The 24406-nt window shown below is 69.2% G+C and carries 24 protein-coding genes, 1 tRNA gene and 1 pseudogene; 16 read left to right on the forward strand and 10 right to left on the reverse strand.

Going from position 1 to position 24406, the window contains the following annotated elements:
• Positions 1-30: 30 nt before the first annotated feature.
• Positions 31-306 carry a hypothetical protein gene (locus ACRQ5B_RS14290; RefSeq protein WP_432394950.1) on the reverse strand — a complete coding sequence of 92 codons (276 nt, stop codon included), beginning with the start codon at positions 304-306 and terminating at the stop codon, positions 31-33.
• 39 nt (positions 307-345) lie between these two features.
• Here ACRQ5B_RS14290 and ACRQ5B_RS14295 point away from each other — a divergent pair, with 39 nt between their 5' ends.
• The gene (locus ACRQ5B_RS14295; RefSeq protein WP_290257854.1) at positions 346-579 is read left to right on the forward strand and encodes a DUF5703 family protein; all 234 of its coding nucleotides are present in this window, start codon (positions 346-348) and stop codon (positions 577-579) included.
• A gap of 37 nt (positions 580-616) precedes the next feature.
• Here ACRQ5B_RS14295 and ACRQ5B_RS14300 read toward each other — a convergent pair whose 3' ends face one another.
• Together ACRQ5B_RS14300 and ACRQ5B_RS14305 are read right to left on the reverse strand one after the other, a co-directional pair.
• Positions 617-1777: an acyl-CoA dehydrogenase family protein gene (locus ACRQ5B_RS14300; protein WP_432394953.1), complete on the reverse strand. Its 1161-nt coding sequence runs from the start codon at positions 1775-1777 to the stop codon at positions 617-619.
• 38 nt (positions 1778-1815) lie between these two features.
• Positions 1816-3120 carry a M20/M25/M40 family metallo-hydrolase gene (locus ACRQ5B_RS14305; RefSeq protein WP_432394956.1) on the reverse strand — a complete coding sequence of 435 codons (1305 nt, stop codon included), beginning with the start codon at positions 3118-3120 and terminating at the stop codon, positions 1816-1818.
• 151 nt (positions 3121-3271) lie between these two features.
• Between ACRQ5B_RS14305 and ACRQ5B_RS14310 the strand changes: the two genes are divergently transcribed.
• The 4 genes from ACRQ5B_RS14310 to ACRQ5B_RS14325 all read left to right on the forward strand — a co-directional run bounded on the left by ACRQ5B_RS14310 (position 3272) and on the right by ACRQ5B_RS14325 (position 4849).
• Positions 3272-3354: transfer RNA gene (locus ACRQ5B_RS14310), tRNA-Leu, on the forward strand.
• Positions 3355-3697: 343 nt separating this feature from the next.
• Positions 3698-4132, forward strand: coding sequence for a hypothetical protein (locus tag ACRQ5B_RS14315; RefSeq protein WP_432394959.1), 435 nt, complete (start codon positions 3698-3700; stop codon positions 4130-4132).
• Between the two features lie 49 nt (positions 4133-4181).
• Positions 4182-4439, forward strand: a complete 258-nt coding sequence (locus ACRQ5B_RS14320) for a hypothetical protein (RefSeq protein WP_432394962.1) — start codon at positions 4182-4184, stop codon at positions 4437-4439.
• 44 nt (positions 4440-4483) lie between these two features.
• The gene (locus ACRQ5B_RS14325; RefSeq protein WP_432394965.1) at positions 4484-4849 is read left to right on the forward strand and encodes a hypothetical protein; all 366 of its coding nucleotides are present in this window, start codon (positions 4484-4486) and stop codon (positions 4847-4849) included.
• 189 nt (positions 4850-5038) lie between these two features.
• Here the strand turns inward: ACRQ5B_RS14325 and ACRQ5B_RS14330 are convergent, their stop codons facing one another.
• Both ACRQ5B_RS14330 and ACRQ5B_RS14335 read right to left on the reverse strand, forming a co-directional pair.
• The gene (locus ACRQ5B_RS14330; RefSeq protein ID WP_432394967.1) at positions 5039-5671 is read right to left on the reverse strand and encodes a GNAT family N-acetyltransferase; all 633 of its coding nucleotides are present in this window, start codon (positions 5669-5671) and stop codon (positions 5039-5041) included.
• Positions 5672-5816: 145 nt separating this feature from the next.
• On the reverse strand, positions 5817-6296 hold the full coding sequence (locus ACRQ5B_RS14335) for a hemerythrin domain-containing protein (protein WP_432394970.1): 480 nt from the start codon (positions 6294-6296) through the stop codon (positions 5817-5819).
• A 129-nt stretch (positions 6297-6425) separates the two neighbouring features.
• On the opposite strand from ACRQ5B_RS14335, the gene ACRQ5B_RS14340 reads away from it, so the two are divergent.
• The 5 genes from ACRQ5B_RS14340 to ACRQ5B_RS14360 all read left to right on the forward strand — a co-directional run bounded on the left by ACRQ5B_RS14340 (position 6426) and on the right by ACRQ5B_RS14360 (position 11062).
• Complete coding sequence (locus ACRQ5B_RS14340; protein WP_432394973.1) at positions 6426-6779, forward strand: TraR/DksA family transcriptional regulator; 354 nt, start codon at positions 6426-6428, stop codon at positions 6777-6779.
• A gap of 120 nt (positions 6780-6899) precedes the next feature.
• On the forward strand, positions 6900-7577 hold the full coding sequence (locus ACRQ5B_RS14345) for a M50 family metallopeptidase (RefSeq protein ID WP_432394976.1): 678 nt from the start codon (positions 6900-6902) through the stop codon (positions 7575-7577).
• Positions 7578-7616: 39 nt separating this feature from the next.
• The gene (locus ACRQ5B_RS14350; protein ID WP_432394979.1) at positions 7617-8681 is read left to right on the forward strand and encodes a glutathione S-transferase family protein; all 1065 of its coding nucleotides are present in this window, start codon (positions 7617-7619) and stop codon (positions 8679-8681) included.
• 2 nt (positions 8682-8683) lie between these two features.
• Complete coding sequence (locus ACRQ5B_RS14355; RefSeq protein ID WP_432394982.1) at positions 8684-9823, forward strand: serine hydrolase domain-containing protein; 1140 nt, start codon at positions 8684-8686, stop codon at positions 9821-9823.
• Positions 9824-9934: 111 nt separating this feature from the next.
• Entirely contained in the window at positions 9935-11062 is a 1128-nt protein-coding gene (locus ACRQ5B_RS14360) for an FUSC family protein (protein WP_432394985.1), read from the forward strand.
• 117 nt (positions 11063-11179) lie between these two features.
• Here ACRQ5B_RS14360 and ACRQ5B_RS14365 read toward each other — a convergent pair whose 3' ends face one another.
• The 3 genes from ACRQ5B_RS14365 to ACRQ5B_RS14375 are packed head-to-tail and all read right to left on the reverse strand — an operon-like array spanning position 11180 to position 14818.
• Positions 11180-12106: a MaoC family dehydratase gene (locus tag ACRQ5B_RS14365; protein WP_432394988.1), complete on the reverse strand. Its 927-nt coding sequence runs from the start codon at positions 12104-12106 to the stop codon at positions 11180-11182.
• Positions 12103-13443 carry a 3-oxoacyl-ACP reductase gene (locus tag ACRQ5B_RS14370; protein WP_432394990.1) on the reverse strand — a complete coding sequence of 447 codons (1341 nt, stop codon included), beginning with the start codon at positions 13441-13443 and terminating at the stop codon, positions 12103-12105. Before ACRQ5B_RS14370 ends, ACRQ5B_RS14365 begins: the two co-directional genes overlap by 4 nt.
• A gap of 10 nt (positions 13444-13453) precedes the next feature.
• Positions 13454-14818 (reverse strand): acetyl-CoA C-acetyltransferase, encoded by a 1365-nt coding sequence (locus tag ACRQ5B_RS14375; protein ID WP_432394993.1) that lies wholly within the window; start codon positions 14816-14818, stop codon positions 13454-13456.
• Between the two features lie 71 nt (positions 14819-14889).
• Between ACRQ5B_RS14375 and ACRQ5B_RS14380 the strand changes: the two genes are divergently transcribed.
• Positions 14890-15603 carry a TetR/AcrR family transcriptional regulator gene (locus ACRQ5B_RS14380; protein ID WP_432398770.1) on the forward strand — a complete coding sequence of 238 codons (714 nt, stop codon included), beginning with the start codon at positions 14890-14892 and terminating at the stop codon, positions 15601-15603.
• 84 nt (positions 15604-15687) lie between these two features.
• Positions 15688-17853: an acyl-CoA dehydrogenase gene (locus tag ACRQ5B_RS14385; RefSeq protein WP_432394996.1), complete on the forward strand. Its 2166-nt coding sequence runs from the start codon at positions 15688-15690 to the stop codon at positions 17851-17853.
• 111 nt (positions 17854-17964) lie between these two features.
• Here ACRQ5B_RS14385 and glgA read toward each other — a convergent pair whose 3' ends face one another.
• A complete protein-coding gene (gene glgA, locus ACRQ5B_RS14390) occupies positions 17965-19164 on the reverse strand; it encodes a glycogen synthase (protein ID WP_432394998.1) in 1200 nt (399 codons plus the stop codon).
• 62 nt (positions 19165-19226) lie between these two features.
• Here glgA and glgC point away from each other — a divergent pair, with 62 nt between their 5' ends.
• From glgC to ACRQ5B_RS14405, 3 genes and pseudogenes are all read left to right on the forward strand, one after another.
• Positions 19227-20684 carry a glucose-1-phosphate adenylyltransferase gene (gene glgC, locus ACRQ5B_RS14395; RefSeq protein WP_432398771.1) on the forward strand — a complete coding sequence of 486 codons (1458 nt, stop codon included), beginning with the start codon at positions 19227-19229 and terminating at the stop codon, positions 20682-20684.
• A 48-nt stretch (positions 20685-20732) separates the two neighbouring features.
• Positions 20733-22237: pseudogene (locus tag ACRQ5B_RS14400) on the forward strand (SDR family NAD(P)-dependent oxidoreductase).
• A gap of 94 nt (positions 22238-22331) precedes the next feature.
• Positions 22332-22760 carry a pyridoxamine 5'-phosphate oxidase family protein gene (locus ACRQ5B_RS14405; RefSeq protein ID WP_432398772.1) on the forward strand — a complete coding sequence of 143 codons (429 nt, stop codon included), beginning with the start codon at positions 22332-22334 and terminating at the stop codon, positions 22758-22760.
• 45 nt (positions 22761-22805) lie between these two features.
• Here ACRQ5B_RS14405 and ACRQ5B_RS14410 read toward each other — a convergent pair whose 3' ends face one another.
• Complete coding sequence (locus ACRQ5B_RS14410; protein WP_432395001.1) at positions 22806-23252, reverse strand: universal stress protein; 447 nt, start codon at positions 23250-23252, stop codon at positions 22806-22808.
• Positions 23253-23673: 421 nt separating this feature from the next.
• Here ACRQ5B_RS14410 and ACRQ5B_RS14415 point away from each other — a divergent pair, with 421 nt between their 5' ends.
• On the forward strand, positions 23674-24369 hold the full coding sequence (locus ACRQ5B_RS14415; protein ID WP_432395003.1) for a response regulator: 696 nt from the start codon (positions 23674-23676) through the stop codon (positions 24367-24369).
• Positions 24370-24406: the final 37 nt, after the last annotated feature.

Here is a 24406-nt window from a genome sequence, read left to right on the forward strand (position 1 = left end):
GAAACCCAGCCGTGGAGTTAGGGGTCTCCCCTAGTCCTGGAGGAGTTCGAGGTCTTCCTCGTCGTCGACGGACTCACGCTCGTCGTCGTCATCTTCGTCATCGTCCTCGTCGAGGACCTCCAACGGCGTGACTTCGCCGTACGCTTCGTACAGGGAGTCGTCGTAGACTTCAAAGGCATCGGCAACGGCAAAGAAAGCCGCCTCCACCGCCGGATCACCGTCGCCACGCTTCGACGCTGCGGCGGCCAGATGCTCCTCCAAAGCGGAAGTGAGTGACTGAAGCGCGACACGCGGATCGATGCTCATGACTTCACGTTAGCCCGAAAAAGACGAAAATGGAGAGCGATGAGGGAACATTTTCTGAACAGCTCGGTCCGTCGGGAACGGGACTACGCACGGCAGTACGAATACCTCGTACTGACGGTCAGCCCTGAGGATTCCCTGCCCGAGGCGCGCCGCCTGCTGGCCGCCCACTCCGAATACGGCAAGTGGGAATTGGAACGCAGCGTCCTCTACGTCGGCGGGAGCCGGCGCTTCTGGCTCCGCCGCAAGGTCATCCAGGTCCAGCGGACCGTCTAAGACCCCCAAAGACCTCTAAGCGGCCCCAAAGAACCCGCTACCCCTCCACCGGCCCCAGCCACGAGTTGGCCACCGTGTTGTGCGCCGACTCGTCGTCGGACGGGTGGAACATCCCCGCCAGTACGTCCCGGTAGAGCCGTTCCAGCTCCGAGCCGCGGAAGTAACTGGACCCGCCCGAAACGCGGATCGCCAAGTCCACCACTGTGCGGGCGGTCTCCGTGGCGCGCACCTTGACGCCCACCAGCTTGGGGAACCACTGTCCGCCGTGGTCGGCGAGGGCGTCGACGTCGGCCGCCACCGTGGCGAGGTAGGGGTAGAGGGCGTCCATGGCCATCGCCGCCTCCGCGACCTTCCAACGGATGTCCGGGTCCTGGGCGTAGCTGCGGCCGCCGTTCTTGTAGGAGGTGCGCCGCTTGACCGCCTCCACGCCCAGCTGCAGCGCGCGCTCCCCCAGGCCGGTGTACACGGCCGCTAGGAGCGTCTCAAAGCAGGCGAAAATGGCGAAGATGAGCGGGTCCGCGTTGGGTCCGACCGGCAGTTTCCGGAAGATCCGCTCCGGCGGCACCACGGCACCCTCGAGCAGCGTGGTGTTGGACTGGCTAGCGCGCATTCCCAGCGTGTCCCAGTCAGAGAGGATCCGGTAGCCGGGGGTATCGCGGTGGATGAAACCGTGCACCAGTTCGCCCTCGCCGTCCCGGGCCGAGGCGTTCTTGCCGAAGATGCCCAGCCGGGTCCAGGCCGGTGAGAGGCTGGTGAAGATCTTCCGCCCGGTGAAGGCGTAACCGCCGCCGGGCTGCGGGGCGGCCTCGGTGCGGGAGTCGAAGAGCACGGAGTCGTTGCCGGCCTCCGAGTTCCCGAACGCGAAAATCTCCCCCTGCGCCGCCTCCTTCAGGATGAAGTCCAGGGAGGAATCCCCGCGGGCGGCCAGGACGTGGGCGACGCCGGTCCACACCAGGTGCATATTGATCGCCAGCGCGGTGGCGGGCGCCGCCGTCGCGAGCCGCCGCTGCAGTTGCGCCGCACCCGACAGCCCGAGTCCCAGCCCGCCGTCGGACGCCGGCACGAAGATCTTCAGGTACCCGGCGTCGGCCAGGTCCTGCAGGTCTTCGGTGAAGAAGGCGTTGTCGCGGTCGTAGCCGGCCGCCCGGGCGCGGATCTTTTCCAGCAGCGCGTCGGGGAGGATTTCTTCGGGTGTCATGGCGTGCAGGGGCCTTCTGTCGGGGGCGGCGGTGGCGTCTAGTAGTTGGTCAGCAGGGTGTTCAGCACCCGCGCGCCGAACTTCAGCGAATCGGCCGGCACTCGTTCGTCGACGCCGTGGAACATGCCGGTGAAGTCCAGCTCGTCCGGCAGCATCAGCGGTGCGAAGCCGTAGCCGGTGATCCCCAGCCGGCTCAGCGACTTGTTGTCCGTGCCGCCGGAGAGCGTGTACGGCAGCACCTTCGCGCCCGGGTCCTCGGAGTGCAGGGCGTCGATCATGGAGTCAACCAGGTTCCCGGCGAACGGGACCTCCAGGGAGACGTCGTTGTGGACGTAGCTGACATCGACGCCGGTGCCGGCGAGCTCGCGGACGATCTCGAGGACCTGATCCTGCTGGCCGGGCAGGGTGCGGCAGTCCACCAGGGCCTCCGCGGACTCGGGGATGACGTTGTGCTTGTAACCGCCCTTGAGCAGGGTGGGATTGGTGGTGTTCTGCAGGGTCGCGCCGACGAAGCGGGCCACGGTCCCGAGTTCCTTGAGGATCTTGTCCGGATCATCGGGATCGAATTCGACGCCGGTGAGCTCGGTGACGCCGTCGAGGAACTGGCGGGTGGTGGGCGTCAGCTCAATCGGCCAGCGGTATTCGCCGATCCGGGTGACGGCGGCGGCCAGCCGGGTCACGGCGTTGTCCGTGTTGATCTGCGAGCCGTGGCCCGCGCGGCCGTGGGCCACGAGGCGCAGCCAGGAGATGCCCTTCTCGGCGGTCTGCAGCAGGTAGGTGCGCTGCCCGCCGATGGTAGCGGAGAAGCCGCCCACCTCCGAGATGGCCTCGGTGGCGCCCTCGAAGAGTTCGGGGCGGTTGTCGACGGCGTAGCGGGCGCCGTACGCGCCGCCGGCCTCCTCGTCGGCGAAGAACGCGAAGATGATGTCGCGCTTGGGTTTGCGGCCGGTGCGGGCGAAGTCACGCAGGACCGAGAGGATCATGGCGTCCATGTCCTTCATGTCCACGGCGCCGCGGCCCCAGATCAGGCCGTCCTTGAGCTCGGCACCGAACGGGTCCACGGACCACTGCTCGCGCAGGGCCGGCACGACGTCGAGATGGCCGTGCACCACAAGGGCGGACGCGGAGGGATCCTCGCCGGCCATGCGGGTGACGACATTGGCCCGGCCCGGGGCGGACTCGAAGATCTCGGGTTCCAGCCCTACCCCGGAGATGAGGCCGGCGGTGTACTCGGCCGCGGCCCGCTCCCCCGGACCGGATCCGTCACCATAGTTCGAGGTGTCGATCCGGATCAGCTCCTGGCAGATCCGGACGACTTCATCTTCGGGCCGAATGTTCGTCATCTCGCTCCTCGTGGCAGTGGCTCAGTGCTCCGTTCAGCCTACCCACAAGCCCCGATTATTTGTTTTCCGAATCTGCGTGCTAGAGTCTTTCTCGCTGCTTCCGAGAAAAGCAAAACGCTGAGAGGCGGAAATCTTCCCGGAAATACCACCTGCGCGGGTGGCGGAATGGCAGACGCGCTAGCTTGAGGTGCTAGTCCTCGAAAGGGGGTGGGGGTTCAAGTCCCCCTCCGCGCACACAAGGGAAAACCCCTGGAATCCAAGGATTCCAGGGGTTTTTTCTGCATCCACCTACGCGAACTCGGGCTTCGCCCACGCGGCGGAGAGCAGCCCGTATCCCTCCGCACACATTAGGTTTAGCAGGAGCGACCTACAAGGCACCGATCCACGGGGGGACACCATGGCCAGCAGCACCTAACACGCCGACGTCGACGAAGGCCCCGTCGCCGAGTCCATCCGCATCTACGACGAGCTCGAAGGCTAGACAACCCGGAATGCCCGGCACCCACAGGGCGCCGGGCATTCCGCTTTTCACCGAATAAAGATCACCAACCTGGGGGAACCGATAATGACAGCTGATGTGAGTGCATACGACGAGGCGGTCCGCGCCGAACACGAGAGGGCCCTTGCCCGCGGCGAGGCCCGTATCCTCTACCGGACCGACAGGGGCATGCTGCATAGCTACGCCAAGGACGAGATCGGCGGCCCGCCCAACGGCAGCCGCCACTGGTGGACCACGCTCCCGGCCTCTCTGTTCTTCCTGTTCTGGGTTGCCTTCTTCATCTACGGCATCGCAGAGCCCACCGTCAACGGCGGTGAGCCCTGGTGGCGCGGATTGTGGGGTGTGGCCATCTTCGGTCTTTTCCTCCCCTACTGCCTCTGGTCGCTCCAGAAGGAATACCGCGCCCACCGGAACCGCAAGACCCGCGGCGTCCCGGAGCCGCTCCGCTTCCCCGGAGCGACCACCACCCTCCCGGACACCTACACCGAGTCCGACCCCATCCCGGCCAAGTAGGGCGCTGTGCGGCGGTGAGCCTCTTGGCGGCCTCCGCACACATGACGGCGTGGAAGAACGAACTGCTAACTCCACGGTCTGGCACCAGCCTCCGGGCTTCGTCATCGAGGGCGGTCTCTCTGCCGACGGGTCATGGCATCTGATCAGCGCCGGACCGTCGTGGTCCGCTGCCTACCACCTGTCCAATCCCTCCGGCGTCGTGGCCTCCATCCTGGCCGGCCAGGAACCCGGGAACGACCTCTGGAAGTGGGTTCCCGACGAACTCTTCCAGCGCCGGATATTCCGGTCCTGGGCTACCGCGGTATGACCCGCGGCGGGCAGGTGACGCCACTTCCTGATAGGAAAGACACCGTGACTTCACCTGAGGACAAGCTCTACGACATCCACAACCGTCCGGCCGACTGGGACCTCCGGTTCTCCATGATCATCGGACTGATTATCCAGACGTCCGCCGGAGCGGTGGTCCCGTTCCTGATCCTCTACTGGGCCGGCGTCCGCCAGTGGGCACTCATCGGGATCCCCTTTCTGTGCCTGATCGCGGCGCTGTGGCTGAGCGTGCGGTACCTGAAGCGCCGCGGCGCGAAAGTCAGGGCACTGTACGCGGAGCACGGCGGAAACACGGCCGGCACCAGCGACATGCTCTTCGGCCAGATGACCTACAGCATCGAACCCGACGGCCGCTGGAAATGGCCCGAACCGTCCTCGAGCACAGACTAAAGACAAACGCCCGAGGTGTCCGAGAAGATCCGCGGCCAGTTCGCCGGCGCCGGCGCCATCAAGCACGACCTGGCGAAGGCTTCCGACTTCTCATCGCTGGAGTCCTGGCCGGTGCGGGACTACCACTACGCAGGGCCGGTCCGAGAGCGTCTCGACGTCCTGCCAGCTCCGGCGTCCCGCCCACGACCCCTAGACCCCCAGCAGCCCCGCCGCGTCCTGCCCGGACAGCGCAGCCAGCACGCGGGGCCGAAGGCCGGGCCACTCCTCGGTCAGCAGCGACAGGATGACGAAGTCGCGCCACAACCCCTGAAGGTTGCGGGAGGACCGGCGCCGGGTGCCCTCTGCCGTGAAGCCGAAGCGGACCAGGGAGGAGAGGGAACGCTGGTTGCGGGCATCGACGTCGCACTCGATCCGCCCCGCACCGCAGGAGAACAGCCAGTCCAGCAGCGTGATCTTGACCTCGTGGTTGACCTTGGCGCCCCATAGCTGAGGGTCCAGCACGGTGCGGCCGATCTTCACGCACTCGGTGCCGCCGTCGTAGGAGGTGATACCCGTGGTGCCGACGAACCGGGACTGGCCTTCGGGCAGCTTCTGGTACACCGAGAAGATCTGCAATCCGGAGAACCGGCGTTCCACGAAGGCGGTCAGTTCGACCTCCCCCACAGGCCGGGCCTCGCTGTCGCTGAAGCCCTGGGACCAGATCACCTCCTGGCCGAGGAGCCGTGCCAGGGGCTCGATGTCCAGCGCAGTAAACGGTGCAAGGACGAACCTGCCGGTGACTGTTTCCAGGCTCGGCAGAGTGTCGGGGATGAGCAGCGCCATTGCGGCCTTTCTCGTGCGCGGTGAAGCGACGGGGAGGGTGGTGTCGAAGGCCGTTTTTTGTGTGCAGAATTGCGGCGGCAAGAGAAATTATCACCCCGGTGGCACCGTGCGCAACGACACGCTGGCGGACCCTCCGGCGGGCGGTTCAGGTAGACCCGTGAGCCTCGCCCAGCAGCTCGTGGAGGCCCGCCACGCTGTGGGCCAGGCTGAGGCCCGGAGCGGCCGCGATCAGCGGCAGCAGGAGCCGGTTTTCCTTGTCCAGGTGCAGCGTGAAGACGCGCTGCAGGGCACCGGCGACGACGGCGGCCGCCACGCCGTGGGCGGCCCTCAACTCCTCCAGCAGGCCGACGATCACGCGATGCTCCGCGAGCATCCCGTCGACCAGCAGCTTGCCCTCCGGCAGCGCACCCGCCCCTGCGTAGAGTGCGTCCTCCTCTGCGAGCGCATGCGGGACGAGCTCGTCCTCACACCATTCGACCAGGACGGCATGCGCCTCGTGCTCCCCTACCGTGTCCCCCGCAGCCACCGCATGGATGAGGGTCTCCGTGAGCTTCTCCAGGCGCCGGTGCATCCCGGCGTGGTGGGCAGTGACGGCGGCGAGGGCCGCGTCGTCGTCGGTGGTCATGGCATCTCCCTCTCCCGTAGGACGTTCCGGGACGGTGCGCCCACTGTAGGTCCGGGGCCCGCGCGGAGGACAGGACCGTTGGGCCCGTGTTTGGGTTGTTCCCGGGCCGCCGCGCTAGCGTTACTGCCTATGGTTGACCTCGAACACTTCCGGCGCCTCCTGACCGAGGAGCGGGACCGGAAACTGGCCTTGCTCCCCGCGCTGCGCCGGGACATCAGCTCCGTGAATGCGGCGCGGCAGGACGCCAACGTCGACGACGAGCACGACCCCGAGGGCTCGACCATCGCCTTCGAACTCTCCCAGGCCTCGGCCCTCATGGCGCAGAGCCGCGACAGCCTCGCCCAGATCGAGGCGGCGCTGCTGCGGATGGACGAGGGCCGCTACGGCATCTGCGACGTCTGCGGCGGACCCATCGCCGAGGGCCGGCTCGAGGCCCGGCCGTGGACTCCGTACTGCATCACCCATTCCTCCGGAAAGGCCTAGCCCCTTCATGCATCCGACAGCCGCCGCTGCCGCCCCCTTGCTGAACCTCACGGCAGCCGACGCCGCCGGGACCTGGTGGGACCGCATCATCGCCGGGTTCGGCCACGCCCCCTCCCCGTCGTGACCGCCACCGAACTGTGGCTGGTGATCGGCGTCGCCGTCGCCGTGTCCATCCCCCGGGCCAGCTGGCGTTACTTCGGCCTGCTGGCGACCGTCACCCACGAACTCGGCCACGCGTTCGCCGCGCTGATGACCGGGCAGCGGCTCGGCGGCATCCGGCTAAGCCTGGATCACTCCGGCACCACCACCAGCTACAGCCGCCGTCCGCTCGCCGCCGTGTGGTCCACGTTCTGGGGCTACCCCGTCCCCGCCGTGGTGGGCGCCGCCATGGTGTGCTGCGGGTTCACCGGCTGGGGGCCGGCCGCGATGTCGGTGGGGACCCTGATCCTGATCGCCTCCTTCCTCTTCCTCCGCAACGGGATCGGCATCCTGATCACCGCGGTGGCCGTCCTGGCCGCGGTGCTGCTGGTGCTCTTCGTACCCCCGGCCTTCATTGGCCACGTGATGATCGGGCTGGGGCTGGCCCTCCTGGTCGCCGCCGTCCGCGACCTCGGCAAGCTTGCCGCCGTCCATACCCGGCACCGCAGCCGGCTTTCAACGTCGGACGCTTACCTGCTGGCGCGGGCCACCCGCATTCCTGCGCCCGTGTGGCTGGTGCTGTTCGCGGTGGTCGTTGCGGCGGCGTGGTGGGCCGCCTGGCAGCCCATGGGTCCGGTGCTGGCGGCGCTGCCCGGCTAGGCTGCCGGAACGCGGTCCACCCGGGCTTAGGCTGGGGGCATGAGCGAAGAGACGACGACGGACCAGGCCTTCAGCACGAAGGGCGCCTATGTCACCGGAGGGGCAGAGTTCACCCGGGACACCAACTACATCGAGGACCGGATTACCCGTGACGGTGCCCCCGGCGCCAACGGCGAACCGGGCTGGCCGGTGGAGGCGGGCCGCTACCGGCTGATCGCCGCCCGGGCGTGCCCCTGGGCCAACCGCACGGTCATCGTCCGCCGCCTCCTGGGGCTTGAGGACGTCATCTCCCTGGGCCAGCCCGGACCCACCCACGACTCCCGCTCCTGGACCTTCGACCTGGACCCGGACGGCAAGGACCCGGTGCTCGGCATCGAGCGGATCCAGGACGCCTACTTCCGCCGCTTCCCGGACTACCCGCGGGGTATCACCGTCCCCGCGATCGTGGATATTCCGAGCGGCGGAGTGGTGACGAACAACTTCCCGCAGATCACCCTGGACTTCTCCACCGAGTGGACCGAGTTCCACCGCGAAGGAGCTCCGGACCTCTACCCGGAAGCCCTTCGGGAGGAGATCGACGCCGTGAACAAGCGCGTCTTCACCGAGGTCAATAACGGCGTCTACCGCTGCGGGTTCGCCGGCTCGCAGGAGGCCTACGATGCCGCCTACGACCGGCTCTGGACGGCGCTGGACTGGCTGGAGGAACGCCTCACGGGCCAGCGCTACCTGGTGGGAGACACCATCACCGAGGCGGACGTCCGGCTCTTCACCACGTTGGCCCGTTTCGACGCCGTCTACCACGGCCACTTCAAGTGCAACCGGCAGAAGCTCAGCGAGATGCCGGCCCTGTGGGGCTACGCCCGCGACCTCTTCCAGACCCCCGGGTTCGGCGACACCACGGACTTCGTCCAGATCAAGCAGCACTACTACATCGTCCACGAGGACATTAACCCCACCGGGATCGTGCCGAAGGGACCCGACACCTCCGTCTGGCGGACTCCGCACGGCCGGGAGGCACTGGGCGGCCGCCCCTTCGGCAACGGCACGCCGCCGGGACCCGTCAAGGCCGGCGAAGAGGTCGCCCCGGGCCACGGCGCGGCTTGACCGTGGCGGAACAACACCCCGGTTTCCCTTCACCCGGCTCCTCCGCTTCCACCGGCCACGCCGCACCGGAGTTCGCGGCCGTCCGGGAGCTCTTCGACACGTTCCTGGCCGAAGACCCCGCCTATAGCGCCCAACTGGCCGTCTACCGGCACGGAACCCTGGTCCTCGGGCTGAGCGGCGGGCCGGGACTGGCCACGGACAGCATCACCGGCACGTACTCGTGCTCCAAGGGTGCGGGCGCCCTGGTGATCGCGCTGCTGGTCCAGGACGGCGTGCTGGACCTGGACGCACCGATGGTCAGCTACTGTCCGGAATTCGGGGCGCACGGCAAAGACACCCTCACCGTCCGGCAGTGCCTCTCGCACCAGGCCGGGGTGCCGGGAATCCGCGGCGGCCTGCCGCTGGCTGACTTCCCGACGGCGGAGGGCGGGCGCCGGCTCGCCGCCGAGGTGCCGCTCTGGCGTCCTGGCACGGCCTTCGGGTACCACGCCCTCACCATCGGGATCCTGATGGAAGAAATCTGCCGCCGCGTGACGGGGACCAGCCTGCAGGAACTCTTCGACAAACGGATCCGGCGGCCCCACGGCGTGGACTTCTTCCTGGGCCTTCCCGGGGACCAGGAGCCCCGCTACGTGGACGTCCCCTATGACGATGAGCCGCCGGCGGACCCGTTCAGCCTGGACGGGATCACCAGCAACGCGCCGGTGAGCACCATCATGGAGCTTCCCAACCACCGCACCATCCGCGCCGGCGGCATGAGCAGCGCCGGCGGCGTGGGCTCGGCGGACGGGCTGGCCCGCCTCTACGCCGCGGCGCTCACCGGCGTCGACGGCGGTCCGGCCTTCCTGACTTCCGCCACGGTCGGCGTCATGGCAGAGGAACAGGTGTGGGGACTGGACCGCTGCTCGGCGCAAAGCAACGCGTTCGCCGTCGTCTTCATGAAACCGCAGCCGGACCGCGACTTCGGCAGTGCCCTCGCCTTCGGGCACGAGGGTGCCAACGCCGCTCTCGGCTACGCGGACCCGGCCTACGGGATCGGCTTCGGCTATGTTCCGCACCGCCCCGAGGAGGGCCGCACCAACGGCCGGGCGCAGCGGTTGTCCACGGCCGTCCGGCAAGCCTGCGCCGCCGCCGACGGCTGAGGCGCAGGCTGAGTTACACAGCTGGGACGTACCGCGAAGGCAGGCGGGCCCGGCCGCGCCCGGAGGTTAGTCCAGTTGTCGCAGGCCGCCCCGGACCCTAGGGTGGGCCGGATGGCTAGTGACGAGAATTCTGACGGCGCAAGCCACCCCTCCCGGTTCGACAAGGCGCTTCGCGCGGTGCGGGCCAGCGTGTCCGCGGCCCTGCTGTGGCCGCGGCTTCAGCTCGCCATCAAGGCTGCGCTGGCCGCGGGCATCGCCTTCGCTATCGCACCGTTCATGCCCGGCTCCGCCGCTGACTACCCGTATTACGCTCCGCTGGGCGCCCTCGTGGCCATGTATGAGAACGTGTCAGGTTCGATGCGCCAGGGGGTACAGACCCTCGTGGGCCTGGCGATCGGCATTGGCCTGGCCTTCATGCTTTTCAGCCTCGGCCAGCCAAGCCCGTTCACCGTGGCCCTGGTGATGGGCCTGGGCGTGATTCTGGCCGGCCTGCCCAAGATCGGGTCCGGCAGCGACTGGATTCCGACGGCGGCGCTGCTGGTGCTGCTGGTGGGCGGCCACAACCCGGACAGCTTCTCCTTCGGCTACCTGTTCCAGATGGGGGTCGGCGTGACCGTGGGGATCGTGGTGAACCTGCTGGTTTTCCCGCCCCTGCACTTCAAGGCCGCCGCCCTCAGCCTCGCCGAACTGCGGCTGGCCCTGGCCCGGCAGCTGTGGGACATGGCGACGGCCCTGGAGGAGAACTGGCCGCCCGAACACGAGGACTGGTCCCGACGCTCCGACGCGCTCGCCGCCCACACCCGCTCCGTCCGTGCCGCGGTGCAGAAGGCGGACGCGAGCCGGCGGGCAAACCCGCGACGGCGTTTGCACCCCCGCGACGTGGATGCGGACTACCGGGACCTGCGCGACCTCGAACGGCTGACCTTCCACATCCAGGACGTCACCCAGGTCCTCTCCGACGTCATCTGGGCAACCGACCACCCGTTCGTGATCCCGTCCGGCCAGGAAGTGCCGCTCGCCGCCGCCATGGCCCGCGTCGGCGACGTCCTCCGGTCCACCGAGGAGGAGGACACCGAACGGCAGGCCGAGCGCATTGCCGAGGCGGACAGAGCCGTCGAAGCGCTGACGCGACAGGTCTCCGACGGGGACCACACCCCGGGGGCCCCGAACGCCGTCGAGTCCGTCCTACTGAGCCTGCACCGCATGCTCCGGGTTGTGAAGTCCGCCGCCCGGGACTGAAGGCTTGGGACAGAGAGCCCGGACCGGGATTAATTAACGAACGACGGCGGCCGTCCCCACCTCGGGGACGGCCGCCGTCGTCGTTGGCGGACCCTCAGGCCCAGCCCATCAGGCCACTCAGGCCAGGGGCGTGACGGAACCGCTGAAGTGCTTCCGGCCCGAGCGCGGGCTCCACGCCACGTAGTCCGAGCCCTGCCAGGTGCCCTCCTCCGCCTGCGTGGTGCTGATGTCCAGCGCCACGCGGGCCGGCAGGAATACCGGGGCCTCGAAGCGGACGTCCCAGCGGAACGCGTCGCCCTTGGCCGCGCCGACGTCGGCCAGCGCACGGGACGCCAAGTACATCCCGTGCGCGATCGAGCGACGCATGCCCAGGGCCTTGGCGCTGAGCACGCTCAGGTGGATCGGGTTGAAGTCACCCGAAACCGCGGCGTAGGCCCGCCCCGTGTCCACGCCCAGCTGCCACAGCGCCGTCGGGTCCGGCGCGGTGAACGCAGCCGGCGCCTGGGCCGTGGAGGGCTTGTCGATGCCGGGCAGGAACACACCCTTGGCGAGGTAGGTGGACACGCCCCGCCACCGGACGGTGTCAGCGGCGTTGCCGTCCTCGCCCGCCCCGCGGACCTCGGCCACCAGGTCCAGCTGGGTACCCGCCCGGTGGCCGCGCAGGTTCTCCGCCCAGGCCCGGATGTCCAGCGGCTCGGTGAAGAGCACCGGCGCGGACTGCTCCACCGTGTTCTCGAGGTGGATCATGCCCAGCAGCGGCAGCGGGAAGTCGTCCCGGTTCATCACGGACATGGCCAGCGGGAACGCCAGGGCGTGGATGAAACCGGCCGGCAGGATGTCGCTGGCCGTCTCGCCGATCAGGTGCTGATAAGCGGTCAGGTTGTCGACGCCGGCGAGCACCCCGCGGACCTCGTGGCTCTCGGCCGGCAGCGCGGTGCCGCCGTGGGCCCCGAGCAGCCGACGACGCGCCGCGGACGCGGCAGCGTTGACGTACAGCTTGGACAGCGAGGGCATCTCCGTTAGCAGGACAGGGGCCGGGCTCATGCTCCCACCAGGTTCTGGCCGCAGACCCGCAGCACCTCCCCGGAGATCCCGCCGGCGGCGTCGCTGGCCAGGAACGCGATGGCCTCGGCCACGTCGCCGGGCCGGCCGCCCTGCTGCAGGGAGTTCAGGCGGCGCGCCACCTCGCGGGTGGCGAAGGGAATCTTGGCCGTCATCTCGGTTTCAATGAAGCCGGGGGCGACGGCGTTGATCGACCCGCCGTGTTCGGCGAGCAGCGGTGCGGTGGCCCGGACCATGCCCATCACGCCGCCCTTCGAAGCGGCGTAGTTGGTCTGGCCGCGGTTTCCGGCGATGCCGCTGGTGGAAGCCACCGAGACGATCCGCGGCGAGGTCCGGAAGTGCTCGGAGGCGAGCAGGGCCTCGTTGATGCGCAACTGCGCGGCGATGTTGACCCCGATCACCGAGCTCCAGCGGGACTGGTCCATGTTGGCCAGCAGCTTGTCGCGGGTGATGCCGGCGTTGTGGACCACGATGTCGAGCCGGCCGTGGCGCTGCACGGCGTGGTCGATGATCCGCTGGCCGGCATCCTCGCGGGTGATGTCCAGCTGCAGGGCGGTCCCGTGCACCTCGTTGGCGACGGCCGCGAGGTGGTCTCCGGCGGCGGGGATGTCGATCACGATCACGGTGGCGCCGTCGCGGTGCAGGGTGCGGGCGATCGCTGCGCCGATACCCCTCGCCGCGCCGGTGACCGCCGCGACCTTGCCGGCCAGCGGCTTCTCCGGGTCCGCGGGCAGTTCGCCGGCGTCGGAGGTGACGGTGAGGAACTGGCCGTCCACGAACGCTGAGCGGCCGGAGAGGAAGAATCGCAGGGCGCCGAGCGTACCGGGGCTGGTGGTCCGGGCGCCGTCGGTCAGGACGATGCCGTTGCCGGTGGCCCCGGCGCGCAGTTCCTTGGCGAGGGACCGGAGCAGGCCGTCGACTCCCTGCCGGGCCGCTGCGGCGGCCGGATCCGCGGCCTCGGCGGCAGAACGCGAGATCGTGACGACGCGGCCGCCGGCGGCGAGGTCCCGCAGCGAGGCGGCGGCCGTGAGGACCGGCCGTTCCAGGTCCTCGGGCCGGGCGGCCTCGTCGAGGACCAGGATCATGGCGCCGAGCTTCTCCCGGGGCACGGCGTGGCGGCGGACGTCGAGGTCCCACGCCAGCAGCGCCGCGGCGAGCTCGTCCGCACCGGTACCGGCGCCCTGGACCAGGATGGGTCCCTCGATCAGCGGCTGGCCGGGCCGATAGCGGCGGAGTTCCACCGGCTGCGGCAGGCCGAGTTTCTTCGCGATGTCACGGCCGAGGCCGCGGCTCACGAACTGGGTGTATTTGTCAGTCATCCGGTTCCCCCTAGTGTGCTTCCAGAATGGCGACGACGCCCTGGCCGCCGGCGGCGCAGACGGAGATCAGGCCGCGGGCGGGGCGGCCGTCCACGGTGCCCTTGCGGTGCAGCATGGTCGCCAGCGAGGCGACGATCCGTCCGCCGGTGGCGGCGAACGGGTGGCCGGCCGCCAGCGAGGAGCCCTTGACGTTGAGCTTGGCCCGGTCCACGGTGCCCAGCGCGCCGTCGAGTCCCAGCCGGGTCCGGCAGAATTCCTCGTCTTCCCAGGCCGCGAGCGTGCTGAGGACGGTGCCGGCGAAGGCCTCGTGGATTTCGAAGAAGTCGATGTCGTCGAAGGTCAGTCCGTGGCGGGCCAGCAGGCGCGGCACGGCGAAGACGGGGGCCATCAGCAGGCCGTCCTTGCCGTGGACGAAGTCGACGGCGGCCGCCTCACCGTCGAGGACGGTGGCGAGCTTGGGCAGGTCGTGGGCGTCGGCCCATTCCTCGGAAGCGAGCAGCACCGTGGCGGCACCGTCGGTCAGCGGGGTGGAGTTGCCGGCAGTCATGGTGGCCTCAGCGCCGAGGTTCTTGCCGAAGACCGGCTTAAGCGTGGCGAGCTTCTCCAAGGTGGTGTCCGCGCGCAGGTTGGAGTCCTTGCTCAGGCCGCGGTACGGGGTGATGAGCTCGTCGAAGAACCCGTCATCGTAGGCCGCGGCGAGGTTGCGGTGGCTGTTGTAGGCCAGTTCGTCCTGTGCCTCGCGGGTGATCTTCCACTGCGCGGTGGTCAGCGCCTGGTGTTCGCCCATGGACAGGCCGGTGCGCGGCTCGCCCGTGTTGGGCGCGTCGGGGGCCAGGTCCTTGGGCCGGATGCGGCTGAGGATCTGGAGCCGCTGCGGCAGGGTCTTGGCGCGGTTGAGGTCCAGCAGGATTTCCCGCAGGCCCTCGCTGACGGCGATCGGTGCGTCGGAGGCGGAGTCGACGCCGCCGGCGATGGCGGAGTCGATCTGGCCGAGCTTGATCTTGTTGGCCAGGCCCAGGACGGTCTCCAGTCCGGTGGCGCAGGCCTGTTGCAGGTCGTAGGCGGGGGTCTCGGCGGAGAGGGCCGAACCCAGCACGGCCTCGCGGGTGAGGTTGAAGTCGCGCGAGTGCTTCAGGACGGCGCCGGCGGCCACCTCGCCGATCCGTTCGTCCTGCAGACCGAAGCGGGCGATCAGCCCGTCCAGCGCCGCGGTCAGCATGTCCTGGTTGGAGGACTTTGCGTAGGCGCCGCCGGTGCGGGCGAACGGGATGCGGTTGCCGCCGACGACGACGGCCTTGCGCAGCTGCTGCGCCGGCGCCGCCGGGCGCGCCGCGGAGTCCTGGGGGCCGGGTGCGGGCGTTCCGTTTTCAGGCATGGGCTGTCTCCTAGGGATCTGAATGGTTACTGATACCCAGCGTACCTGATACGCTGGGTATCGTGAACACCCTGGAAGCTGACCCAGCCGCGCCCGGCACGTCCTCCGGCACGCCCGGCGCCGCCGTCGACGGGCGCGCCTCCCGCTGGCAGTCGCACCGCGAGGAACGCCGCCGCGAACTGATCAAGTCGGCCCGTCGCGCCGTGCATGCCCTGGGCAGCGAGGCCTCGATGGAGGACATCGCCGCCGCCGCGGGGACCTCCAAGTCGGTCTTCTACCGCTACTTCGGGGACAAGGCCGGCCTGCAGCAGGCCGTCGGCGAGGTGGTCCTGAACCAGATGCAGCGCCGGATCGGCGAGGCAGCCCAGGCCGCCCAGACCCCGCGGGAGGGCCTCTACGCCATGGTGTCGGCCTACCTGCAAATGGCCGAGACCAGCCCCAACGTCTACACATTCGTGACCCGGTCCGCGCCCGGCGAACCCGAAAGCCAGAACGGGCCCGCTGCCGCCGGCGCGCTGGGCCACTTCTTCGATGCCATCAGCGAGATGATCGCCGCCCCCATGCGCCAGCAGCTGCGCGCGGCCCCGGGCAAGGAGGCCGTGATCGGCTACTGGCCCAACGCCGCGATCGGCCTGGTCCGCAACGCCGGCGAACAGTGGCTGGCCAGCCCCGCCTCCCCCGCCAAACCCGGGCAGGAGGCGATGGCGCGGCAGATCACCGACTGGCTCTGCTTCGGCATCGCCCCCGAACTTTCCGACCTGCCCTCCCCTGAACCGGACCACTAGCACCAGCGCCAGCCCCCGATCCACCCCGGCCCCGCGCCGGAACCGCACCACCTGAACGATGTCAGTGCCAACGAAGGAATCGACATGACTGAACTAGCCGACCGCACCGCGGACACCACCAGCTCCACCCGCCCCGCCCCCCGGGCCACCGGCCGGCCCGCCACGTCGGGCGCGTCCCGGGACGCGGCCCCCGCCGTCGACGTGGCCGCGCTCGGCGAGCAGCTGCTGGGCAAATGGGCCGACGTCCGCCGTCAGGCCCGCGAACTGGCCGGCCGCGAGGAACTGCACAAGATCGAGGGCCTGACCCACACCGAGCACCGCAAGCGCGTCTTCGGTCAGCTCGGCATCCTGGTGGACAACGGCGCCGTGCACCGGGCCTTCCCCAAGGAACTCGGCGGCGCCGACGAACACGGCGCGAACATCGCCGGCTTCCAGGAACTCGTGGTGGCCGACCCATCGCTGCAGATCAAGGCCGGCGTCCAGTGGGGCCTGTTCGGCTCCGCGGTCAACCACCTCGGCACCGAGGAACACCACAGGAAGTGGCTCCCGGGCATCATGAATTTGGAGATCCCCGGCTGCTTCGCCATGACCGAGACCGGCCACGGCTCCGACGTCGCCAGCATCGCCACCACCGCCACGTATGACCCGGCCACCGAGGAATTCGTCCTCCACACGCCGTTCCGCGCCGCCTGGAAGGACTACATCGGCAACGCCGCCAACGACGGCCTGGCCGCCGTGGTGTTCGCCCAGCTGGTGACCCGGGGCGTCAACCATGGCGTGCACGCCTTCTACGTGGAGCTGCGCGATCCGGACACCAAGGAGTTCCTGCCCGGCATTGGCGGCGAGGACGACGGCGTCAAGGGCGGCCTCAACGGCATCGACAACGGCCGGCTGCACTTCACCCAGGTCCGGGTCCCCCGCACCAACCTGCTCAACCGCTACGGCAACGTCGACGCCGACGGCACCTACACCTCGCCGATCGGCAGCCCGGGCCGGCGCTTCTTCACCATGCTGGGCACCCTGGTGCAGGGCCGTGTGTCCTTGGACGGCGCCGCCGTGACCGCGTCCAAGCTGGCACTCAAGACCGCCATCCAGTACGCCACCGAACGCCGCCAGTTCAACGCTTCCTCGCACACCGACGAGGAGGTGCTGCTGGACTACCAGCGGCACCAGCGCCGCCTGTTCACCCGCCTCGCCACCACCTACGCGGCCGGCTTCGCCAGCGAGCAGCTGCTGGGGAAGTTCGACGACGTTTTCTCCGGCCGCGCCGACACGGACGAGGACCGCCAGGACCTGGAAACCCTGGCCGCGGCCCTGAAGCCGCTGAGCACCTGGCACGCCCTGGACACCATCCAGGAATGCCGCGAGGCCTGCGGCGGCGCCGGCTTCCTGATCGAGAACCGCTTCGCCTCGCTGCACGCGGACCTCGACGTCTACGCCACCTTCGAGGGCGACAACACCGTCCTGCTGCAGCTCGTGGCCAAGCGCCTGCTGGCCGATTACGCCAAGGAGTTCCGCGGCGCCGACTTCGGCGTGCTGGCCCGCTACGTCGTCGGCCAGGCCGGCGGCGCGGCGATCCACCGCACCGGCCTGCGCGGCGTGGCCCAGTTCGTGGCGGATACCGGATCGGTCCAGAAGGCCGCCACCGCCATCAAGGACGAGGCCAACCAGCGGGCGCTGCTCACCGAACGCGTCCAGGCCATGGTGGCAGAGGTCGGCTCCGCGCTGCGCGGGGCAAACAAGCTCCCGCAGGAGAAGGCCGCCGCCCTGTTCAACAGCCACCAGGACGAACTCATCGAGGCGGCCCTGGCGCACGCCGAGCTGCTGCAGTGGGAGGCCTTCACCGAGGCCCTGCACCGGGTCACCGACCCCGGCACCAAGACCGTTCTCACCTGGCTGCGGGACCTGTTCGGTCTCTCCCTGATCGAGAAGCACCTGTCCTGGTACCTGATGAACGGCCGCCTCTCCATGCAGCGTGCCCGCACCGTGGGTGAGTACATCAACCGCCTGCTGGTGAAGATCCGCCCGCACGCCCTGGACCTGGTGGATGCCTTCGGCTTCGGCCCCGAGCACCTCCGGGCCGCGATCGCCACCGGCGCCGAGAAGACCCGGCAGGACGAGGCGCGCGAGTACTTCCGGCAACAGCGCGCCAGCGGCCAGGCCCCGGTGGACGAGAAAACCCTCCTCGCCCGCGAGGCACGGGAGCAGAAAGCGGCCAAGGCGGCGGGTAAGGCCAAGGCCAAGCGCTAAGACCGCACCCCGCGTCTGATAGAACGACGGCGGCGCCGCCCCCAGGGATGGGGACGGCGCCGCCGTCGTCGTTAATCTGCCGTGCAGACCTGGCAGACTCCTGCCGGAGGGCTACTGGGGCAGGACCGAGCGGTAGACCTCGAGGGTGGTCTCCGTGATCGACTCCCAGGAGAAGTGCTCCTCGGCCCGGCGCCGACCGGCCTGGCCCATGGCGCGGGCACGCTCCGGATCGGACACGACCTCGGTGAGGGCGGCGGCGAATTCGCGCACGAACTTCTCCGGATCCAGCGGGGTGCCGGTGCCGTCGGTGACCTGTTCGAGCTCCACGAGCAGCCCGGTCTCGCCGTGCTGCACCACCTCGGGGATGCCGCCGGTGGCACTTGCCACCACGGCGGCGCCGCAGGCCATGGCCTCAAGGTTGACGATGCCGAGCGGCTCGTAGATCGAGGGGCAGGCGAACGCGGTGGCGTGGCTGAGGACCTGGATGAGCTCGTGCCGCGGCAGCATCCTTTCGATCAGGACCACGCCGCTGCGCCGGGCCTGCAGGTCCTCGATCAGGCGCGCGGTTTCGGCGGCCAGTTCCGGGGTGTCCGCGGCGCCGAGGCAGAGCACCAGCTGCACGTCGGCCGGGAGTTCGGCGGCAGCCCGCAGCAGGTACGGGACGCCCTTCTGCCGGGTGTTGCGGCCGACGAAGACCACGCTGGGCCGGGCCGGGTCGATGCCGAGGGCGCGGACGGCGTCGTCGTTCTCGTCCCGGTTCCACAGGCTGACGTCAATGCCGTTGTGCACCACCCGGACCTTGGCCGGGTCCACCTCCGGGTAGCTGCGCAGGATGTCCTGTCGCATGCCCTCGGACACGGCGATGATCGCGGCGGCGGACTCGTAGGCGGTCTTCTCCACCCAGGAAGACACGGCGTAGCCGCCGCCGAGCTGCTCGGCCTTCCACGGCCGCAGCGGTTCCAGGCTGTGGGCGCTGAGCACGTGCGGGATGCCGTGCAGCAGGGCGGCGATGTGGCCGGCCATGTTCGCGTACCAGGTGTGCGAGTGCACAAGGTCCGCCCCGGCGACATCGGGAACGATCCGGAGGTCGACGCCGAGGGTCTGTACGGCGGCGTTGGCGCCGGCCAGGTCCTCCGGGACGGGATAGGAGGTCACGGTGGCACCGTGGTAGTCGGGGTCGCGGGGGGCGCCGAAGGCCCGCACCTGCAGGTCCACGTGGCTGGCCAGGACGCGGCTCAGTTCGGCCACATGGACGCCGGCGCCTCCGTAGATTTCGGGCGGGAATTCCTTGGTCACTATGTCTATTCGCACATTCACCAAGGTAGTCGTTCGGGCTGATCTGTTCTAGTGTGAAGAGGTCCGGGCACACCGGGCTGTTTTGGGGAGTTACGAAGGCGTTCAGGAGCGATCACCATGCCGCAGCAGAAAAAGTCTTGGCCATTGTCCTTGCAGGTGGCGAGGGGAATCGACTGATGCCGTTGACGGCGGACAGGGCCAAGCCAGCCGTCCCCTTCGCCGGCAGTTACCGGCTCATTGATTTCGCTCTTTCGAACCTCGTGAATTCCCGCTATTTGCAGATTGTGGTGCTCACGCAATATAAATCCCACAGCCTGGACCGTCATATTTCCGAAACCTGGCGGATGTCCACCCAGCTCGGCAATTACATCGCTTCCGTCCCCGCCCAGCAGCGCGTGGGTAAGAGCTGGTTCCTCGGCAGCGCCAACGCCATCTACCAGTCCCTGAACCTGATCCACGACGCCAACCCGGACATCGTCGTCGTGGTCGGCGCCGATCACGTCTACCGCATGGACTTCGCCCAGATGGTGGCCCAGCACGTCGCCAGCGGCGCCAAGGCCACCGTGGCCGCGGTCCGCCAGCCGCTGCACATGGCGGACCAGTTCGGGGTGATCGAGGTGGACCAGAACGACCACCAGAAGATCGCCGCGTTCGTCGAGAAGCCCTCCTCCACCCCGGGCCTCGCAGCCGACCCCAGCCAGTTCCTCGCCTCGATGGGCAACTACGTCTTCGACGCCGATGCCCTCGTGGAGGCCCTGCACGTCGACGCGGAACGGCTGGACACCAAGCACGACATGGGCGGGGACATCATTCCCTACTTCGTGGACAAGGGCGAGGCCGGCGTCTACGACTTCACCACCAACGACATCCCCGGCTCCACCGAACGGGACCGCACCTATTGGCGTGACGTCGGTACCATCGACTCGTTCTATGACGCGCACATGGACCTGATCTCCCCCGTGCCCGTGTTCAACCTCTACAACTCCGAGTGGCCGATCTACACCCGGCAGAGCATCTCCCCGCCGGCGAAGTTCGTCCGCGGCGAGGGCAAGACCGTCGGCACCGCCCTGGATTCCATCGTCGCCAGCGGCGTCGTCATCTCCGGCGGCATCGTGGAGGGCTCCGTACTCTCCAACGACGTCTACGTCAGCACCGCCAGCCGGGTCCTGGACTCGGTCCTGATGGACAAGGTGCAGGTGGGCCCGGGTGCCGTTGTGAAGCGGGCGATCGTGGACAAGAACGTCCGGATCCCCGCCGGCGCGGCGATCGGCCTGGATCCGGAACTGGACCGTGCCCGCGGCTTCAAGGTCACGGACTCCGGCATCACCGTCCTCGCCAAGGGCCAGGAGGTCCCCGAGCCGGGCGAGGCCGAGCGCGCCCTCTCGGCGGCGAACCTCTACCAGGTGCCGGACGCCGTCCGGACGGCCACCGAGAACTGGCCGGCCGGCCGGGAGTCGATGGAGAAGGTGGGCGAGGTGCACGCCGCCGCCGTCGGCGTCGAAACCCCCACCGCCCCGCACACCCAGGCCCCGTAACCAACGGGGCGTCGGGAGGAGCCCTGCGCTGCCGGTAAAATTGGCACAATGAGCTCCCCCGACCTGCCCTCCGAACCGGCCAGCGACACCCCCGCGGAGGCCGTGCCGGTGGCCGACCTCAGCCCCGAAGAGATCGCCGCCTGCCTCAAGGTGCTGAACACCATTCACGCCTACGACGACGAGCACCCGGACTACGTCGCCGTCCGCCGCGCCACCGGCAAGATGTTCAAGGCGGTCAAACGGCACCGGCGGACCACCAAACGGGACCTGATCGCCGAGGCGGACCGGGCAGTGATCGCCCAGACCGCCACCGCCGCCCCGGACCGGATCGACGACGAGACCCGCGGCAACAAACTGGCCACCTCCGCCACCGGAGAGGTTGCCGGCCACCTGATCCGGTCCCGCCCCTGCTACATCTGCAAGCAGCACTACACCCAGGTGGACGCCTTCTACCACCAGCTCTGCCCGGAGTGCGCACTCTTCAGCCACAGCAAACGGGACGCCCGCACCGACCTGACAGGACGCCGAGCCCTGCTGACCGGCGGCCGGGCAAAGATCGGCATGTACATCGCCCTCCGGCTGCTCCGCGACGGCGCCCACACCACCATCACCACCCGGTTCCCCAAGGACGCCGCCCGCCGGTTCGCCGCCATGGAGGACAGCGCCGACTGGCTGCACCGGCTGCGGATCGTGGGCATCGACCTGCGCGACCCCTCCCAGGTGATGGCCCTGACCGACTCCCTGGACGCGGCAGGCCCGCTGGACATCATCATCAACAACGCCGCCCAGACCGTGCGCCGCTCCGGCAACGCCTACAAGCCCCTGGTCGACGCCGAGGATGAGCCGCTGCCGGCCGAGCTGCAGGCCGCGAACGGCGGACCCGAGCTGGTCACCTTCGGCCACGCCCACGACAAGCACCCCTGGCCCTGGCCTCCTCCGTGCTGGACCACCCCGTGCTGGCCGGGGACGCCATCACCTCGCTGGCGCTCTCCACCGGCTCGGCGTCGCTGGAGCGCATCGCCTCGGGCACCGCGATCGACGCCGGTGGCCTGGTGCCGGACCTGGCCACCATCAACAGCTGGACCCAGGTGGTGGATGAGGTGGACCCGCTGGAGATGCTCGAGGTCCAGCTCTGCAACGTCACCGCGCCGTTCCTGCTGGTCAGCCGGCTACGGCCGGCGATGCGTCGCTCGGACGCCCGGCGCAAGTACATCGTGAACGTCAGCGCCATGGAGGGCCAGTTCTCCCGGGCCTACAAAGGTCCCGGCCACCCGCACACCAACATGGCCAAGGCCGCGCTGAACATGATGACGCGCACCAGTGCCAAGGAGATGCTGGAGACCGACGGGATCCTGATGACCGCCGTCGACACCGGCTGGATCACCGACGAACGCCCGCATTACACCAAGGTCCGGCTGATGGAGGAAGGCTTCCACGCCCCGCTGGACCTCGTAGACGGCGCCGCGCGGGTCTACGACCCGATCGTCATGGGCGAGGCGGGCGAGGACCAGTACGGTGTGTTCCTGAAGGACTACAAGCCCAGCCCCTGGTGACGCCACGGGCCTAATGGCCCTAATCCGCGCGGGGGCGTCTCCGTACCGTGGACCTGTGACTACGACGACGCCTCCGCCGGATTTCAACCTGTCCATGGACCAGTGCTGGGCCCTCCTCGACAGCGAGGTGGTGGGCCGGGTCGCGCTGATCGTGGACGGCCATCCGGAGGTCTTCCCGGTGAACTTTGTCCTAAACCGCCGCTCGATAGTTTTCCGCACCGCCGGCGGCACGAAGCTCTGGGGTGCGATCACCGCGAAGCCGGTGGCGTTTGAAATCGACGGGTATGACGCGCACGAGGAAACGGCCTGGAGCGTCATGGCCCGCGGCGAGGCAGAACTGGTCGAGGACCAGGCCGAGAAGGACGCGGTGGATGCCCTGCTGCTGGAACCCTGGCAGCCGGGCGAGAAGAGCTTCTACGTGCGGGTGCCACCCAAGGCGCTGACCGGCCGCCGGTTCAAGGTCACCCAGCCCGACGTCTGGAAGACCCGGCTGGCGGACCCGCGGCGCGCCTCCTTCGAGTAGCGCGTTCCGGCAGCGCCGCCGCGGGTGCCCCATTAGCGCTTCAGCCTAATGCCGCTTCTCCGGCGTATGCACCACGAGGACCGGGCAGTGCGCGTGCGCCACAAGGGCAGAACTGACCGAGCCGAGCAGCAGTCCGCCGAAGCCGCCGTGGCCGCGCCGGCCCAGCACCATCAGGTCCGCGTTGCGGGACTCGTCAATGAGAACCCGCCGCGGGTTGCCCTGCACCAGCCGGGATTCGACGTTCTCCGGGAGCGTGTCACCGAAAGCCGTGGTCAGCGCCTCCTGCAGGATCTCCCCGGCCCGGACGTCGAAGTCGTTGATGCCCATGGCCACATACCCGTCGTAGACCGGCGGGAAGTCCCAGCAGGCCAGGGCGGTGACACGGGCGTCGAAGGGTTTGGCCAGGACCCGCGCCTGCCGGAGGGCCTCCACCGAGGCGTCCGATCCGTCGACGCCCACCAGGATGCTGCGGATGCCCTGTGCCTCGCTCATCTGTGTTCCCTTTCGCTTGCCCGTCTGCGTTGCCTTGTAGCCCGGCCCGAACCCGTCGCACCGGTGGGGCATGGCTTCAAACACTACGTCGACGCCGTTCCCCGGCTAGGGCCAAAGGTCACCTTTGCCCGCTGCCCAGCGCCGGGGGACGAACGGCCCTTTACGCCGGGAACCACCGGGTATGAGAATGGCCGTGGCAGCGGTTTACCGTCGGAGATCCCGTCGGCAGAGCCCGCCCGGGGACACGGTTCCGGGCGCACCGCCGCCGCCGTGGTTTTCGGGGGAGCCACAGATGCACGAAGGTTGGATCGTCAGTCCGCCGCAGTCCGCTGCCGGTTGGACGCGTGAACAGGGCGCCGGCCGGGCGCCGGGGTCCGTCAGGCTCCCGGACGGCTTCGGGCGGCGGCCGGATGGGAAGAACATGATTGCCTGGGCAGATGCCGGTCTCACCGCACCAGAGGGCACAGCGGCGGTGATCCGGGTCTTCATCCTCGACGACCACGAGCTGGTCCGCCGCGGATTGCAGGAACTCCTCGAGGGCGAGGGGTTCCACGTCGTCGGAAGTTCCGGCTCCGCGGTGGAGGCCACCCGACGCATCCCGGCCCTGCACCCGGACGTCTGCGTACTGGACGCCCGGCTGCCGGACGGAACCGGGATCGAGGTCTGCCGCGACGTCCGCTCCGTCGATCCCTCGCTGAACTGCATCATCCTCACGAGCTTCGACGACGACCAGGCACTGCGTGGCGCCGTCCTCGCCGGCGCGTCCGGCTACATCCTCAAGGAGATCGGCGGGACCGACCTGATCGGGGCGCTGCGGCGGGCCGCGGCCGGCGAGTCGCTCTACGGGAAGGGCGTGGCCGAGGGCGTGATGGAGAGCCTGGTGGAGCCCGAGGAAGTCGATCCGCGGACCGCCGCCCTGACACCGCAGGAACGCCGGGTGCTGGAGCTCGTGGGCGAGGGACTCACCAACCGGCAGATAGCCGCCGAGATGTTCCTCGCCGAGAAGACGGTGAAAAACTACGTCTCCTCGCTGCTGGCCAAGCTCGGCTTCGAGCGGCGGACCCAGGCCGCTGTCTTCATCGCCAGCCCGGCCGCGCAGCACGCCAGCGGCGCCTGAGCCGCTCGGGACACGACGCCGGGCACTCAGGCCGGAG

The sequence above is a fragment of the Pseudarthrobacter sp. L19 genome (genome assembly GCF_050859435.1).
Classification (GTDB): Bacteria; Actinomycetota; Actinomycetes; order Actinomycetales; family Micrococcaceae; genus Arthrobacter.